The following is a 14,406-nucleotide window of genomic DNA, read 5'->3' on the forward strand; positions in this document are numbered from 1 at the left end:
TTAAATGCCTGATTCGTTCTGTTCGCGGGCCAGACGTCGTTCCTGTGCCTGCTTTTGCAAGATATAGCGGGCGAGCAACTGGCGCTGGGCATCGGTCAAGTGTTCGAACTCGGTGCCGATGTCGTAGCCGTCGCCCTTGCGGTCGCAATGGGTCACCCGGGCGCGCAGCAACAGGCCTAGCGCCTGGGGCATCAGCACCAGTTTGACCGACAGGTGGGCGCCGGTGGCGATCGGGGTCGGGTACTGAAAGTCGATGCCGCCCTCGGAGATGATCACTGGCTGCGGCTCGCCGATGTGGCCGAGCACGGTCAGGGCGACCACCTGGCTGAGCAGGTCAATGCGTTTGTTCTGGGATTTCAGGAACGCGGCGATGGCGCGGTCACGTTCACTGATCTGGCGCAGCAGGTGCTGCGACTCGAATTCGCTCAGGTGCAGTTCGCTGAGCAGATTGAACAGCGGGGAAGCATCCTGCAACACTTCCTGGCCTGCGGCTTCGGGAGCGGACAGGGGCCTAATTTCCAGTGCGATCGTGTCCTCGATACGGTAGTATTCGCGGCGATCTTCTTCATCTAATGTCGACATGGCGAACCCATGGTAGCGGCGGTGGTCTGAGTGTAAAGCTGGTTATCGACCCCCGCCACAAGGACGTTCCTTTTCCCTCCGAACAAGCCCCGACATGTTCAGACCTCTCTTCGTATTTATCGGCACGCGTTATACCCGTGCAAAGCGTCGCAATCATTTTGTGTCATTCATTTCCCTGACTTCGATGATCGGGCTCGCCCTTGGCGTGGTCGTGATGATCGTGGTGTTGTCGGTGATGAACGGCTTCGATCATGAGATGCGCACCCGCGTTCTGGGCATGGTGCCCCACGCGACCATCGAGTCCGGTGAAGCCATCAGCGACTGGCCGAGCCTGGCCGCCAAGGTCAAGCAGAACCCGCAGGTGGCGGCCGTCGCGCCGTTCACCCAGATGCAGGGGCTGCTGACCAACAACGGCCAGGTGTCCAAGGTGTTGCTCAATGCCATCGATCCGGCGCTGGAGCGCAACGTCTCGATCATCGACAACTTCATGAAGCAGGGCAAACTCGACGACCTGACGCCGGGCAGCTTCGGCATCGTGATCGGCGACAAGGCCGCGACCAAGCTCGGCGTGGGCATCGGTGACAAGATCACCTTCGTCGCACCGGAGGTCAGCGTGACGCCGGCCGGGATGTTCCCGCGCATGAAGCGCTTCACCGTGGTCGGCATCTTCCATGTCGGCGCCGGTGAACTGGACGGTTACCTGGGCGTGACCAACCTGCAGGATCTGGCGAAGATGCACCGCTGGAAGCCTGATCAGGTGCAGGGCCTGCGTCTGAAGTTCGACGACCTGTTCCAGGCACCGCGTGAAGCGTGGAACATCGCCCAACGCCTCGGCGAAGACCATTACTACGCCCGCGACTGGACCCGCACCCACGGCAATCTGTATCAGGCGATCCGCATGGAAAAGGCCATGATCGGCCTGCTGTTGCTGCTGATCGTCGCGGTTGCCGCGTTCAACATCATTTCCACGCTGGTGATGGTGGTGAACGACAAGAAGGGCGACATCGCCATTCTGCGCACACTGGGCGCCACGCCGGGCACGATCATGCGCACGTTCATGGTGCAAGGCACGGTGATCGGTGTGGTCGGTACGGCCATCGGCGCCGTGGTCGGGATCTTTGCCGCGCTCAACGTCAGCGCAGCGATTTCGGCCCTCGAAGGCGTGATCGGGCATAAATTCCTCAACGCCGACGTGTATTTCATCGATTACCTGCCGTCGCAGGTGCAGAGCCAGGATGTGATCATGGTCTGCGCGGCTGCGTTGGTCCTGAGTTTCCTCGCCACCCTGTATCCAGCCTGGCGTGCCGCGCGCACCCAGCCGGCGGAGGCGCTACGTTATGAGTGAGTCGGGCATGAGTGAAAAAGCAATCTTGAGCTGCCGCAACCTGGGCAAATCCTACGAGGAAGGCCCGGAATCGGTAGAAGTACTGGCCGGTCTGCAACTGGAGTTGCATCCGGGCGAGCGTGTAGCGATTGTCGGTACCTCGGGTTCGGGCAAAAGTACCTTGCTCAACCTGCTGGGTGGCCTCGACACGCCGACCAAGGGCAGCGTCTGGCTCGACGGCGAAGAACTCTCCGCCCTCAGCGAGAAGAAGCGCGGCCTGCTGCGTAACCGCTCGCTGGGCTTCGTTTATCAGTTTCACCACTTGCTGCCGGAATTCACCGCACTGGAAAACGTCTGCATGCCGCTGCTGATCGGCAAGACGCCGATCCCGGAAGCGCGTCAGCGCGCCACCGCGTTGCTGGAGCGAGTCGGTCTGGGCCATCGTCTGGAGCACAAACCGGCCGAACTGTCCGGCGGTGAGCGTCAGCGTGTGGCGATTGCGCGTGCACTGGTCAACAAGCCTGGCCTGGTGATGCTCGACGAGCCAACCGGCAACCTCGACTCCCACACCGCTCAGGGCATTCAGGACTTGATGCTGGAACTCAGCACGTCGATGCGCACGGCGTTCCTGGTGGTGACTCACGACATGAACCTGGCTCGCCAGATGGACCGCGTCCTGCATCTGCAGGAAGGTTGCCTGACCCCTATCTGACGGCTTGAAACCCGATGCCTGAAAAGGCCTCGGGTCTTTTATTTTTATACGGTGCCCCAGCGAATGTTCAGACCGTTATCGATCTTTATCGGCACGCGCTATACCCGCGCCAAGCGCCGCAATCGCTTTGTTTCGTTCATTTCGATGACCTCGATGATCGGCCTCGCCCTCGGCGTGCTGGCGATGATCGTGGTGTTGTCGGTGATGAACGGCTTCCAGCGCGAAATGAGCTCGCGCATCCTCGGCATGGTGCCCCACGCGACCATCGTTGGCGTCAAGCCGATCGATGACTGGCAACCGGTGGCTGCCGCTGCCCTGAAAAATCCCGAAGTGACCGCCGCCGTGCCGTTCACCGAGATGGAAGGCATGCTGTCCTACAAGGGCATGATGCAGCCGATCCAGATCAGCGGTGTCGACCCGGCCCAGGAAGGCAAGGTGTCGATCGTTGCGCAGCACATCGTGCAGGGCCGTCTCGACGCCTTGAAACCGGGCGAATTCGGCGTAGTGCTGGGTGAGATCACCGCCCGCCGCTTCCGCCTGAACGTCGGCGACAAGATCACCCTGATCGTGCCGGAAGTCAGTACCGCGCCGGGCGGCATTACCCCGCGCATGCAGCGTTTGAACGTGGTCGGTGTGTTCAAGGTTGGCGCCGAGCTGGACGGTTCCATGGGCCTGATCCACGTCGCCGATGCCGCGCAGATGCAGCACTGGGAACCGAATCAGGTGCAGAGCGTGCGCCTGGCGGTGAAAGACCTGTACGCCGCGCCGAAGGTCTCGTCGGACATCGCCACCGGTCTCGGCACTGACTTCAAGGCTGACGACTGGACCCACACCCAGGGCAGCCTGTTCAGTGCGATGAAGATGGAAAAAACCATGATCGGCCTGTTGCTGCTGATGATCGTCGCGGTGGCGGCGTTCAATATCATCGCGACCCTGATCATGGTGGTGAACGACAAGGGCGCGGACATCGCGATCCTGCGCACCATCGGCGCCACGCCACGGCAGATCATGGCGATCTTCATGGTGCAGGGCACGGTGATCGGGATTGTCGGCACCATCATTGGTGGTGTGCTCGGCGTGATTGCGGCGCTGAACGTCTCTGAATTGGTGGGCTGGATCGAGCGAGTCTCCGGTCAGCACATCTTCAGTTCCGATGTGTACTTCGTCAGCAACCTGCCATCGGAATTGCAGGGTGGCGACGTGCTGCTGATCTGCTCGGCGGGCTTCATCCTCAGCTTCCTGGCCACGGTTTACCCGGCCTGGCGAGCGGCGAAGATCGAGCCGGCGCACGCGTTGCGCTATTCGTAAGTTCCCCCGTTGAGGCCGGCATTGCCGGCCTCAATCGTTTTTCGGCAACTCAATCACAAACAGCGTCCACCCCAGAGCTGATTCGCAATGAATCTGCCCGCCATGGGCCCGGATGATCGACTGAGTAATCGCCAGCCCCAGCCCCGCATGCTCCGAGCTGCCTTCCTGGCGCGCCGGGTCCGCCCGGTAGAAACGGTCAAACAAGCGCGGCAACAAATCCGAAGAAATGCCTTCGCCACTGTTTTCCACAGTCACCCTCAAGGACTTCGCCTGCTCGGCCACCCGCACGCGTACTTCGCCGGCCGCCGGTGTGAAGCGCAACGCGTTATCCAGCAGATTCGATAGCGCTCGGCGCAACATCGCGCGATCACCCTCGAACCGCCCCTGACCGTCACGACTCAGGTTGACCTGAGCGTCCTCGGCCAACGGTGCAAAAAACTCCAGTAACGCATCGGCTTCTTCCGCCAGTTCCAGCGGTTCGCGCTTGGGAACCAGCAATCCGTGGTCAGCCTTGGCCAGATAAAGCATGTCGTTGACCAGTTGCGCCATCCATTGCAGCTCTTCGAGGTTGCTGTGCAGGGCCTCGCGATAATCCTCGAGTGGGCGAGGGCGGGTGAGGGTGACCTGCGTGTGGGTCAGCAGGTTCGACAATGGGGTGCGCAGTTCATGGGCGATGTCGGCGGAGAACGCCGAGAGACGCTGAAAGGAGTCGTCGAGGCGTCCGAGCATGGCGTTGAAGCTGTGGGCCAATTCCGTGAGTTCCGCAGGCATCTGCGCTTCAGGCAGTCGGGCATTGAGCGATTGCGCCGAAATCCCGCGCGCGACGGCACTCATGCGTCGCAGCGGGCGCAATCCGCTGCGCGCTGCCCAGGCGCCGAGCAGTGCGGTCGCCAGTGCCGAAAGACCGACGGTCAGCCAGATCAGATGCTGCATGCGTTGCAGGAAGTGCTGGTGGTGGGTGATGTCCAGCAGCAGGGTCAACTGTGGCGAGTCGGTTTGTTCCGGGTAGAGCGGAGCGTTGAGCAGGCGATAATCCGTGCCGTTGTCGTTGATGGTGGCCAGGCCGGGCTGCTGCGGCAGGTTCGCCGGCATTTGCAGGGAGCGGCCGAACCAGCGTTGCCCCTCAGGGCTGCTGATGCGCAGGGTAACATCGCCCTGTTGGCTCAATTCAGCGGTGATATGCGCGGCGTCACCATCACCCAGCAGTGTCTGACGCACATTGATCAGCTTGCCTTCGAGCAGTTGCTGATCGAGCTCGATGAAATGCGCCTCACTGGCCCGATTGAAAACCACGCCCGCCACCAGCGACACCGTCGCGGTACAGGCGGCGAAGAGCAACGCCAGCCGACTGCCGAGTGACAGGCGGCGCATCAGTCGGCACGCTCTTCAAGGACATAACCCATGCCACGCACGGTGTGAATCAGCTTGTCGGGGAAGTCGTCATCGATCTTCAGGCGCAGCCGACGAATCGCCACTTCGATCACGTTGGTGTCGCTGTCGAAATTCATGTCCCAGACCTGGGAGGCGATCAGGGATTTAGGCAGCACTTCACCCTGGCGGCGCAGAAGCATTTCCAGCAGCGCGAACTCTTTTGCGGTGAGATCGATGCGCTGACCGCTGCGCTCGACGCGGCGGCGAATCAGGTCAAGACGCAGGTCGGCCAGTTGCAGGCAGGTTTCCTGCGGAGTGGCGCTGCCGCGTCGCAACAGGCTGCGCACCCGGGCCAGCAGTTCGGAGAAGGCGAACGGCTTGACCAGATAATCGTCGGCGCCGAGTTCCAGGCCATGAACCCGGTCTTCCACGGTGTCTTTGGCGGTCAGAAACAGGATCGGGGTTTCGAGCCCGGCACTGCGCACTGCTTGCAGAATCTGCCAGCCGTTGCGACCGGGCAGCATCACGTCGAGGATCAACAAGGCATAGTCACCGCTCAAGGCCAGTTGCTGTCCGGTGGTGCCGTCGGCCACCAACTCGGTGTTGAAGCCGGCCTCGGTCAGGCCCTGGCGCAGGTAGTGGCCGGTTTTCGGTTGGTCTTCGACGATCAGCAGTTTCATGGGGTGTGGAGCTCAAATAGACAGAACAAGGGCGTTATACCGTGGGCGGTGGTTATGCAGACCAACCTGACAAAGTTGTAATCTGGCTGTCAGGTAACTGCCAGCGCGGGCGGGCTAAAGTTTCCCACAGGCTGAACCTTATCTAGTTGGAGTATGACTATGTTTTTGCGCAACCCTCTGGCCGTCGCCGCCTGTCTGCTGGCGTTGAGCTCATCCGTCTGGGCCGACCCTGCGCACACCTATGACTTCGGCCAACCCGCCCCGGCCGCCAAGGCCAGCCGCAGCATTGAAGTGGTGATGGGCGACATGACGTTCGATCCGAAGGCCATCGAGATCAAGGCCGGTGAGACCATTCGCTTTGTCTTGGTGAATAAAGGCCAGTTACTGCATGAATTCAACCTCGGCGACGCGGCGATGCATGCCAAGCACCAGCAGGAAATGCTGCAGATGCAGCAAAGCGGCATGCTGACGCCGACCGGCATGAAAGAAATGTCCCACGACATGGCGGGCATGGATCATGCCTCGATGGGGCACGTCATGAAGCATGACGACCCTAACAGCGTACTGGTCGAACCGGGTAAGACCGCCGAGCTGACCTGGACCTTCAGCAAAGCCGTAAACCTGGAGTTTGCCTGCAACATTCCCGGGCATTACCAGGCCGGAATGGTCGGCAAACTGACTGTCAGTCAGTAAGCACTCAAAGGCGGGAGCAAAGGCTGATAGAATCCGCTGATTCTTCAGTCAGGTTTCCGCCATGCATCCCGCAGCCGAACATTCGCCGCTGGGCAAATCCAGCGAATACATCGCCACTTACACACCGTCCCTGCTGTTCCCGATCCCGCGCACCGCGAAGTGGGCCGAGCTGGGCCTGACCGCCGAGACCCTGCCGTATAAAGGCGTGGATTTCTGGAACTGCTTTGAACTGTCGTGGTTGCTGCCGTCGGGCAAACCGGTGGTGGCGATCGGCGAATTCAGCATTCCGGCGGACTCGCCGAACATCATCGAATCCAAGTCGTTCAAGCTGTACCTGAACTCGTTGAACCAGACGCCGTTCGCCGACGTCGCGAGCCTGGAAGCGACGCTGGTCAAGGACTTGTCCGCCGCTGCCGGCAAGCCCGTGGGCGTGCGGGTTCGCAGCCTGAAAGACGTTGAAGCCGAAGGCGTCGTCGCGCTGCCGGGCGTGTGCATCGACGATCTGGATATCAGTGTCAGCAACTACGAACATCCGCGTCCTGAACTGCTGCGTTGCGATGATTCGCGGGTGGTGGAGGAGAGCGTGCACAGCCATCTGCTCAAGTCCAATTGCCCGGTGACCAGCCAGCCGGACTGGGGCAGTGTAGTCGTGGAGTACCGGGGGGCGGCGCTGGATCACGCCAGCCTGCTGGAATACATCGTCAGCTTCCGCCAGCATTCGGACTTCCACGAGCAATGCGTTGAGCGGATTTTCCTCGACCTGCAGCGTTTGCTGAAACCGGAAAAGCTCACGGTGTTTGCACGCTATGTGCGCCGGGGCGGGCTGGATATCAATCCGTACCGCAGCACTGAAAGCGTGCAGTTGCCGAACCATCGTCTGGTTCGCCAGTAACCCGTAACGCGGACATGAAAAAGCCCTGCCATTGCTGGCAGGGCTTTTTGCATTTCAGGGGAGGGCGATCAGATGCCCATACTGCCCAGCGCATTGACGATATTGCGCAGGGTGCCCGCAATAGCAGGGTGTTCGAGCTCGAAGCGATCAACTGCCAGATTCACGCCATCGGCGATGCTGGCGTCCTGCGTCGCGCTCTCCAGTTTGATTTGGGATTCGATCTGCGCCATAAGCTCACGAAGATGTTCGCGCTCTTCTTCTGTAAGCGGCGGATTCTGATCCAGTTGCTCGCGCAGGGTGTTGAGCTGTTCTTGCAGTTCGCGGGCGGGCATGGTGTTTTCCTTTTATCGAGAGGCACTGGCATAGACCGCAGCCGTGCGCCAAAGGTCTATGGCTCTCCTTAAGACTAATCCACTCTCGATGAACCTGCATGATCCCGGTCAGGGCTTTTCGCCTTTGAGGCGGCGCAGGCTGATGTCTGCCAGGCAGGTATCGAGATCGCCCAGGTGATCGATCACCGAGTGCACGCCCAGACCGAACAGTTGCACAGTGGCCTTGCCGCGCAGTTGTTCGCGTTCTTTTTGACTAAGGGCTTGCCATTCGCTCGGGGCCAGGCCGCAGAGTGAGCCACAGGAGGCCAGGCCAATGGTCCACAGCCCGGCATTCAAGCCCGATTGCAGCAAGCGCGGTTCACCGCTGACCAGCACGCAGCCGTCCAGGCGATCGACATTCAACGCCATCAAGGCTTGCCAGCAGGCATTCGGCGCCGGCCATGGATTGTTTGTTGCGGGATGTTGCGAGGGTTTGATCCAGCCCGGCAATCCGGATGCCAGCACCTGGGTGAGGGCAGGGGGCAAGTCATCGAGCCAGGCGCAGGGGATCAGTTGGCGCTGCAGGCTGCGCAGGCTGTCGAGCGCGCCTGGCGTGGCGTCGGCATGCTCTGTGCCGGGGCTGGCGTGATGACGGGCGCGGGCGCCGAAGTCCACCAGGCAACCGCTGAGCCCGAACAGCACGGCCGTCAGGTTGGGGGCGGACAGGGGCAAGGCTTCGGCTTGAGGCATGGAAAACGTCCCTGAAATAGAAGTCAGGCTAAGCATCGCCGGTGACAGTTGGATGACAAGCGCATGACGCACCGTCCTACAGAGGTGTTCATGCTGGAATGCCTAAAACCTTGTTTCCGTCTTATACTGCACCTCTTATAACCGTGGCCCGCTTGCCGCGTATGTACAATCCAAGGAGTTTTCTATGCGCTGGAGCAACCCTCTCGCTCAGCTTTGTGTATGTGCCAGCGTGATGCTGGTGCCGTTCGCCGCTAACGCTGCAACGGAAGAAGACCCTTGGGAAAGCGTCAACCGTCCGATCTTCCAGTTCAACGATTTCGTCGACACCTACGCGCTGAAACCTCTGGCGCAGGGCTATGAATATGTAACGCCGCAATTCCTGGAAGACGGCATCCACAACATGTTCCGCAACGTGGGTGACATCACCAACCTGGCGAACAACATTCTGCAGGCCAAACCAGCCGCTGCCGGTGTCGACACCGCGCGCCTGATCTTCAACACCACCTTCGGCCTGCTCGGCTTCTTCGACGTCGGCACCAAGATGGGCCTGCATCGCAGCGACGAAGACTTCGGCCAGACTCTCGGCTACTGGGGCGTCAGCAGCGGTCCGTACGTGATGCTGCCGTTGCTGGGCCCGAGCACTCTGCGTGACGCGCCGTCCAAGTACGTCGACACCTACACCGCACCGTACCGCTACATGAACGACATCCCGGCGCGTAACACCATCTACGGCCTGAACATCGTCGACACCCGCGCCAGTCTGCTGTCCAGCGAGAAGCTGATCAGCGGCGACAAGTACACCTTCATCCGCAATGCCTACCTGCAGAACCGCGAGTTCAAGGTCAAGGACGGTCACGTCGAAGACGATTTTTGATCTCGATTGATCGACATGAAGGGGCGACCGCAAGGTCGCCTTTTTTGTGGGCGCGTCCAATGATTGGGTTACGGTTGAAGCCGTTCTTATAACTGCGAGTGATTTGACAAACAAAGTCTCCAAGCGACCATCGGCGCATGCTTGAAACGCCTCTCGGATGGGAGTACCGTCTGCGCCTTAGAAGGGCACCTCTGGTGCAACCGTGTACAGGGCAAGCGCTCTGAAACGGTGCAGCAGAGAGGCTAGAAAGCGAATCCAGTAGTCTGCGCCGGGCCGTTGCCCCGCCTGCTACGCCAACCTAATTCTGGCGCCGTTTGCCCACATGCCAAAAACCAGTGCCACGCTGCTGATAATCGATGATGACGAAGTAGTGCGCGCGAGCCTCGCGGCCTATTTGGAAGACAGTGGTTTCAGCGTCTTGCAGGCCAGTAATGGTCAGCAGGGTCTTCAGGTATTCGAGCAAGACAAGCCCGACTTGGTCATCTGCGATCTGCGCATGCCGCAGATGGGCGGTCTCGAACTCATCCGTCAGGTCACCGAGCGGTCACCACAGACTCCTGTGATCGTGGTTTCGGGTGCCGGCGTGATGAACGATGCGGTCGAGGCCCTGCGCCTGGGCGCGGCGGATTACCTGATCAAACCTCTCGAAGATCTGGCCGTGCTCGAGCACTCCGTGCGCCGGGCCCTGGATCGTGCGCGCCTGCTGCTGGAAAACCAGCGCTACCGCGAGAAGCTGGAAAAGGCCAACCGTGAGCTCGAAGCCAGCCTGAACCTGCTCCAGGAAGACCAGAACGCCGGTCGCCAGGTGCAGATGAACATGCTGCCGGTCAGCCCGTGGACCATCGACGAATTCAAGTTCGCCCACCAGATCATTCCGTCGCTGTACCTGTCGGGTGATTTTGTCGACTATTTCCGGGTGGACGAGCGTCGGGTCGCGTTCTACCTGGCGGACGTCTCGGGCCATGGCGCCTCTTCGGCCTTCGTCACCGTCCTGCTGAAGTTCATGACCACGCGCCTGCTGTTCGAGTCCAAGCGCAACGGCACCTTGCCGGAATTCAAACCTTCGGAAGTCCTTGGTCATATCAACCGGGGGCTGATCAGTTGTAAGCTGGGTAAACACGTCACAATGGTCGGTGGAGTCATCGACGAGGAGACCGGTTTGTTGACCTATAGCATCGGCGGCCATCTGCCGTTGCCTGTGTTGTACACGCCTGACAGTGTTCGCTACCTCGAGGGGCGCGGTCTGCCCGTGGGGCTTTTCAATGAAGCCACCTACGAAGATCACGTGCTCGAGCTGCCACCGACGTTCAGCCTGACGCTGATGTCTGATGGCATTCTGGATCTTTTGCCAGAACCCACACTCAAAGAGAAAGAAGCTGCCTTGCCCCAACGGGTCAAGTCGGCGGGCGGCAGCCTGGATGGCCTGCGGCAGGTTTTTGGATTGGCCACGCTAGGGGAGATGCCGGATGATATCGCCTTGTTGGTGTTGAGCAGGAATCTTTAATGAGTACCGGTAGAATCCAGTTCGCCGAACAGGACGGCACCTTCGTCCTGAAGTTCGTCGGTGAAGTTCGCCTGACCCTGTGTTCGGCGTTGGATGCGACTATTGAGAAGATCTTCACCGCGCTGAATTTCAACGCGATCGTGATCGATCTGACCGAAACCCGCAGCATCGACAGCACCACGCTGGGCCTGCTGGCCAAGCTGTCGATCCTGTCGCGGCAGAAGGTCGGCCTGCTGCCGACCGTGGTCACCACCCACGACGACATCACCCGTCTGCTGCAATCGATGGGTTTCGAGCAGGTGTTCAATATCGTCAACCATCCCGTGCCTTGCCCGGAATGTCTCGATGACCTGCCGGATCAGGATCAGTCGGAGGAAGTCGTGCGGATCAAGGTGCTGGAAGCGCACAAGATCCTCATGGGCCTGAACGACTCCAATCGCGAAGCCTTCCATGATCTGGTGAATGCCCTCGAAAGGCATTGATTCACCCGCTATCAGGCACAAAAAAGGGCGAACCTGTGAGGGTTCGCCCTTTTTGCGTTTGCCGTCAGCCGATTACAGCTTGGCTTGCAGCAGCGCCTCGAGTTTTTCCTGGTCGCGGGCAAACTGACGAATGCCTTCGGCCAGTTTCTCGGTGGCCATCGCGTCTTCGTTGGACAACCAGCGGAATTGCGATTCATTGAGGCTCAGGCGTGCTTCGCCAGCGTGACCTGGAGCCAGTTTGCGCTCCAGTTTGCCAGTGTCTGCCGCCAGCTTGTCGATCAGGTCCGGGCTGATGGTCAGGCGGTCGCAGCCGGCCAGTTGCTCGATCTGATTGAGGTTGCGGAAGCTCGCACCCATGACCACGGTCTTGTAGTCATTGGCCTTGTAGTAGTTGTAGATGCGCGTGACGGACTGCACGCCCGGATCATCGGCGCCGGTGTAGTCGTTGCCGTTGGCCTTCTTGTACCAGTCGTAGATACGGCCCACGAACGGCGAAATCAGGAACACGCCGGCATCGGCGCACGCAGCGGCCTGAGCGAAGGAGAACAGCAGGGTCAGGTTGGTCTGGATGCCTTCCTTCTCCAGCACTTCGGCGGCGCGGATGCCTTCCCAGGTCGAGGCGATCTTGATCAGCACGCGGTCACGGCCGATGCCGGCCTTGTCGTACAGCTCGATCAGACGGTGCGCACGCTTGAGCATCGCGTCCTTGTCGAAGGACAGGCGTGCATCCACTTCAGTGGAAATGCGGCCCGGAATCACTTTGAGGATTTCCTGCCCCACCGCGACGCCAAAGCGGTCGCTGGCCAGACCGACATCGCCCTTGCAGTCGCGAACAGCGGCGTTCAGCAGATCGGCATAGGCCGGAATGGCCGCCGCCTTGAGGAGCAGGGAAGGGTTGGTGGTGGCGTCGACCGGTTTGACCCGGGCAATCGCTTCGAAGTCGCCGGTGTCGGCAACCACGGTGGTGAATTGTTTGAGTTGTTCCAGCTTGGAAGTCATGAGCGTGCTCTGTCCTATGGGTCTGACGACATTACCCGAGCGCTGACGGCCACTCAAGGGCATGTGGATGTATCGATTGCCCCGCGGGCAACAACCTGAAAACGGCTGTTTGAATGATCGGGGCGCGATGTCGATAAATACGATGCCAAAACCGGCCACAGGTTCAAGGCATCTGACCGTCAGTACTCTGTGGGCCAGATGATTACATAGGATTGAGCTCGGCTTTAACCGTGACTTCCGCAGGTTTCGGCTGGCCGTCGGCGTTCAGCATGCCGAAGTTCCTTTCCCGGTCATTACTGCCCGACGTGGTGTCTTTCCATTCGTAAATCGACGTCAGCGGGATATTGAGCTTTTTCATATCGGTGACGAACGCGCCGATTTTGCTGGCCTGTCCCGCATTCCCGCCATTGGAGGCGAGTGACGACACGCCCCATTCACTGATGACGCCTGGCAGGTGGAATTTCTGCTGGATGAACGTCTGCGCGTTGCTGATCTGCGTCGTGGTCATGCCGTACGGGTGATAGGAAATCGCACTCAGGCATTTGGGGTAGGCACTGACGATGCTGTTCAGTGCCGCCGTTGATGCAGAGCTGTCACTCGGTGGCCGGGCGAAGCCGAAGCCGATCAGGGGTGTCGACGGTGGATTACCCTGCAGCGTTTTACACACGGCGCTCATGAAAGGTGCGAACGTCGTGCTGAAATTACCGGTCGGCCAGTAGGTGTCCAGATCCGGTTCATTCCATATCTCGATGGCGACCAGTTGTGGGCCGTACGCTTTCTCCAGGGTCGTCACCGCGTGGGCGAACGTCTCACCGGCCGAGGTGAAATCGCGGTTGTTGCCGGGTGCCGAGGTCAGCGCCTGGGTCGAACGTACGGTCAGCAGCACCGGCAGGCCGGCTGCCCGGGCGGTCGCAAAGGCATCGTTGACCTGTTTTTGATAGCTGGGGTCACCCAGGCTGTCCGTCCAGACACCAAAACGCACGAAACCCAGGCCGGCCGCTTTGATCTTTGCAGCGTCGGTGGGGGAAAAGGTCTGGATCTTGACCTGCACACCAATGGTCTTGTTGGCGGGCAGTTCAGGGAACAATTCAGTGGCGTGAACCTGGCTGGTGACACCGAGCACCGACAGGGTCAGGGCGGCAAGCCGTTTGAGGTGTGTTGATTTCATTTCTGTGTTCCTTGTTAGAAATGACACTGGCCATTGGTTATCACATCGCACGTTTTTAGAGCGTCGCAACGGTACAAAGTGCACCGATGTTATTTTTTGTCGGAAAACTTCGGTCGGGAAAATACCCTGAAAATCACAGTTATTTTTAGTCCGGTAATTCTGGTTGGGTGACTTTTAGACCCCGTGGTACTTAATGCACCGGTACTAACAGGCGAATCTATTTCCGAATGCAGGAAAGTCCGGTGGGTTCATTTCAATCCACACGGCATGTTGGCCGATTGACATTACACGGGAATGTAAACCTTGTTCAGAAAGATCCTTGTCGTCTGCGTGGGCAATATTTGCCGAAGTCCGACAGCTGAACTGTTGCTGCGTAACGCGCTGGCGCCCTCGACGATCACGGTCACCTCCGCAGGCCTGTCTGCACGGGTTGGCGAGTCCATGGAGAGAACGGCCCGCCAGGTGCTGGAAGACCGTGGACAGAGCGCCGAAGGGTTCAAGGCGCGGCAACTGACAGCAGACATCGTCAATGAATCAGACCTGATTCTGGTCATGGAAAAAGAACATGTAAAACAAGTACTGAAGATTGCCTCTCACGCCAGAGGCAAAGTGTTTCTTCTCGGCAAGTGGCAGAACGAGCGAGAAATACAGGATCCGTATCGTCAAGGGCAGGCCGCTTTTATTCATGCCCATGCATTGATTGAAGATGCTGTTGGCTCATGGGCACAACGCCTCGGGCATTGATGAATATTCTTC

Annotated in this window: 16 protein-coding genes; 9 read left to right on the top strand and 7 right to left on the bottom strand. The window is 59.7% G+C overall.

Annotated elements, in window-relative coordinates:
- The gene (locus AC1RR7_RS00275) at positions 1–582 is read right to left on the bottom strand and encodes a PilZ domain-containing protein (protein WP_096822080.1); all 582 of its coding nucleotides are present in this window, start codon (positions 580–582) and stop codon (positions 1–3) included.
- A gap of 94 nt (positions 583–676) precedes the next feature.
- On the opposite strand from AC1RR7_RS00275, the gene AC1RR7_RS00280 reads away from it, so the two are divergent.
- The 3 genes from AC1RR7_RS00280 (at position 677) to AC1RR7_RS00290 (ending at position 3,926) form a co-directional block, all read left to right on the top strand.
- Entirely contained in the window at positions 677–1,927 is a 1,251-nt protein-coding gene (locus tag AC1RR7_RS00280) for a lipoprotein-releasing ABC transporter permease subunit (protein ID WP_096822079.1), read from the top strand.
- 7 nt (positions 1,928–1,934) lie between these two features.
- Positions 1,935–2,618 (top strand): lipoprotein-releasing ABC transporter ATP-binding protein LolD, encoded by a 684-nt coding sequence (gene lolD, locus AC1RR7_RS00285; RefSeq protein ID WP_169844077.1) that lies wholly within the window; start codon positions 1,935–1,937, stop codon positions 2,616–2,618.
- 63 nt (positions 2,619–2,681) lie between these two features.
- Positions 2,682–3,926 (top strand): lipoprotein-releasing ABC transporter permease subunit, encoded by a 1,245-nt coding sequence (locus AC1RR7_RS00290; RefSeq protein ID WP_096822078.1) that lies wholly within the window; start codon positions 2,682–2,684, stop codon positions 3,924–3,926.
- 30 nt (positions 3,927–3,956) lie between these two features.
- On the opposite strand, the gene AC1RR7_RS00295 is transcribed toward AC1RR7_RS00290, so the two are convergent.
- The gene (locus tag AC1RR7_RS00295) at positions 3,957–5,297 is read right to left on the bottom strand and encodes a heavy metal sensor histidine kinase (RefSeq protein ID WP_493155636.1); all 1,341 of its coding nucleotides are present in this window, start codon (positions 5,295–5,297) and stop codon (positions 3,957–3,959) included.
- A complete protein-coding gene (locus tag AC1RR7_RS00300; protein ID WP_493155638.1) occupies positions 5,297–5,977 on the bottom strand; it encodes a heavy metal response regulator transcription factor in 681 nt (226 codons plus the stop codon). Before AC1RR7_RS00300 ends, AC1RR7_RS00295 begins: the two co-directional genes overlap by 1 nt.
- 159 nt (positions 5,978–6,136) lie before the next feature.
- Between AC1RR7_RS00300 and copI the strand changes: the two genes are divergently transcribed.
- Entirely contained in the window at positions 6,137–6,670 is a 534-nt protein-coding gene (gene copI, locus AC1RR7_RS00305; RefSeq protein WP_096822075.1) for a copper-resistant cuproprotein CopI, read from the top strand.
- A 61-nt stretch (positions 6,671–6,731) separates the two neighbouring features.
- Complete coding sequence (gene queF / locus AC1RR7_RS00310) at positions 6,732–7,562, top strand: NADPH-dependent 7-cyano-7-deazaguanine reductase QueF (RefSeq protein WP_096822074.1); 831 nt, start codon at positions 6,732–6,734, stop codon at positions 7,560–7,562.
- 68 nt (positions 7,563–7,630) lie between these two features.
- Here queF and AC1RR7_RS00315 read toward each other — a convergent pair whose 3' ends face one another.
- Both AC1RR7_RS00315 and pcrP read right to left on the bottom strand, forming a co-directional pair.
- Positions 7,631–7,894: a DUF4404 family protein gene (locus AC1RR7_RS00315; protein WP_096822073.1), complete on the bottom strand. Its 264-nt coding sequence runs from the start codon at positions 7,892–7,894 to the stop codon at positions 7,631–7,633.
- 108 nt (positions 7,895–8,002) lie between these two features.
- Positions 8,003–8,623 carry an HAD superfamily inactivated hydrolase PcrP gene (pcrP, locus tag AC1RR7_RS00320; protein ID WP_096822072.1) on the bottom strand — a complete coding sequence of 207 codons (621 nt, stop codon included), beginning with the start codon at positions 8,621–8,623 and terminating at the stop codon, positions 8,003–8,005.
- 184 nt (positions 8,624–8,807) lie between these two features.
- Between pcrP and AC1RR7_RS00325 the strand changes: the two genes are divergently transcribed.
- The 3 genes from AC1RR7_RS00325 to rssC all read left to right on the top strand — a co-directional run bounded on the left by AC1RR7_RS00325 (position 8,808) and on the right by rssC (position 11,483).
- Complete coding sequence (locus tag AC1RR7_RS00325) at positions 8,808–9,497, top strand: MlaA family lipoprotein (RefSeq protein WP_096822071.1); 690 nt, start codon at positions 8,808–8,810, stop codon at positions 9,495–9,497.
- A 322-nt stretch (positions 9,498–9,819) separates the two neighbouring features.
- On the top strand, positions 9,820–11,001 hold the full coding sequence (gene rssB, locus AC1RR7_RS00330; protein WP_096822070.1) for a two-component system response regulator RssB: 1,182 nt from the start codon (positions 9,820–9,822) through the stop codon (positions 10,999–11,001).
- A complete protein-coding gene (gene rssC / locus AC1RR7_RS00335; RefSeq protein WP_042560140.1) occupies positions 11,001–11,483 on the top strand; it encodes an anti-sigma factor antagonist RssC in 483 nt (160 codons plus the stop codon). The genes rssB and rssC overlap by 1 nt, the downstream gene beginning before the upstream one ends.
- A 72-nt stretch (positions 11,484–11,555) precedes the next feature.
- Here rssC and tal read toward each other — a convergent pair whose 3' ends face one another.
- Positions 11,556–12,482 (bottom strand): transaldolase, encoded by a 927-nt coding sequence (gene tal / locus AC1RR7_RS00340; protein ID WP_493155640.1) that lies wholly within the window; start codon positions 12,480–12,482, stop codon positions 11,556–11,558.
- Between the two features lie 202 nt (positions 12,483–12,684).
- Positions 12,685–13,650 (bottom strand): cellulase family glycosylhydrolase, encoded by a 966-nt coding sequence (locus tag AC1RR7_RS00345; protein WP_493155641.1) that lies wholly within the window; start codon positions 13,648–13,650, stop codon positions 12,685–12,687.
- A gap of 303 nt (positions 13,651–13,953) precedes the next feature.
- Between AC1RR7_RS00345 and AC1RR7_RS00350 the strand changes: the two genes are divergently transcribed.
- Positions 13,954–14,394 (top strand): low molecular weight protein-tyrosine-phosphatase, encoded by a 441-nt coding sequence (locus AC1RR7_RS00350; protein WP_096822067.1) that lies wholly within the window; start codon positions 13,954–13,956, stop codon positions 14,392–14,394.
- Positions 14,395–14,406: the final 12 nt, after the last annotated feature.

This window comes from Pseudomonas sp. GW821-FHT11G12 (assembly GCF_058808055.1).

Excerpts from the sequence above, each read along its gene's own strand:
- tal (WP_493155640.1), bottom strand. The coding sequence starts at position 12,482 with ATGACTTCCAAGCTGGAACAACTCAAACAATTCACCACCGTGGTTGCC.
- rssC (WP_042560140.1), top strand. The coding sequence starts at position 11,001 with ATGAGTACCGGTAGAATCCAGTTCGCCGAACAGGACGGCACCTTCGTC.
- copI (WP_096822075.1), top strand. The coding sequence starts at position 6,137 with ATGTTTTTGCGCAACCCTCTGGCCGTCGCCGCCTGTCTGCTGGCGTTG.
- AC1RR7_RS00275 (WP_096822080.1), bottom strand. The coding sequence starts at position 582 with ATGTCGACATTAGATGAAGAAGATCGCCGCGAATACTACCGTATCGAG.
- rssB (WP_096822070.1), top strand. The coding sequence starts at position 9,820 with ATGCCAAAAACCAGTGCCACGCTGCTGATAATCGATGATGACGAAGTA.
- queF (WP_096822074.1), top strand. The coding sequence starts at position 6,732 with ATGCATCCCGCAGCCGAACATTCGCCGCTGGGCAAATCCAGCGAATAC.
- AC1RR7_RS00315 (WP_096822073.1), bottom strand. The coding sequence starts at position 7,894 with ATGCCCGCCCGCGAACTGCAAGAACAGCTCAACACCCTGCGCGAGCAA.
- AC1RR7_RS00325 (WP_096822071.1), top strand. The coding sequence starts at position 8,808 with ATGCGCTGGAGCAACCCTCTCGCTCAGCTTTGTGTATGTGCCAGCGTG.
- AC1RR7_RS00290 (WP_096822078.1), top strand. The coding sequence starts at position 2,682 with ATGTTCAGACCGTTATCGATCTTTATCGGCACGCGCTATACCCGCGCC.
- pcrP (WP_096822072.1), bottom strand. The coding sequence starts at position 8,623 with ATGCCTCAAGCCGAAGCCTTGCCCCTGTCCGCCCCCAACCTGACGGCC.
- lolD (WP_169844077.1), top strand. The coding sequence starts at position 1,935 with ATGAGTGAAAAAGCAATCTTGAGCTGCCGCAACCTGGGCAAATCCTAC.
- AC1RR7_RS00295 (WP_493155636.1), bottom strand. The coding sequence starts at position 5,297 with ATGCGCCGCCTGTCACTCGGCAGTCGGCTGGCGTTGCTCTTCGCCGCC.
- AC1RR7_RS00345 (WP_493155641.1), bottom strand. The coding sequence starts at position 13,650 with ATGAAATCAACACACCTCAAACGGCTTGCCGCCCTGACCCTGTCGGTG.
- AC1RR7_RS00280 (WP_096822079.1), top strand. The coding sequence starts at position 677 with ATGTTCAGACCTCTCTTCGTATTTATCGGCACGCGTTATACCCGTGCA.
- AC1RR7_RS00300 (WP_493155638.1), bottom strand. The coding sequence starts at position 5,977 with ATGAAACTGCTGATCGTCGAAGACCAACCGAAAACCGGCCACTACCTG.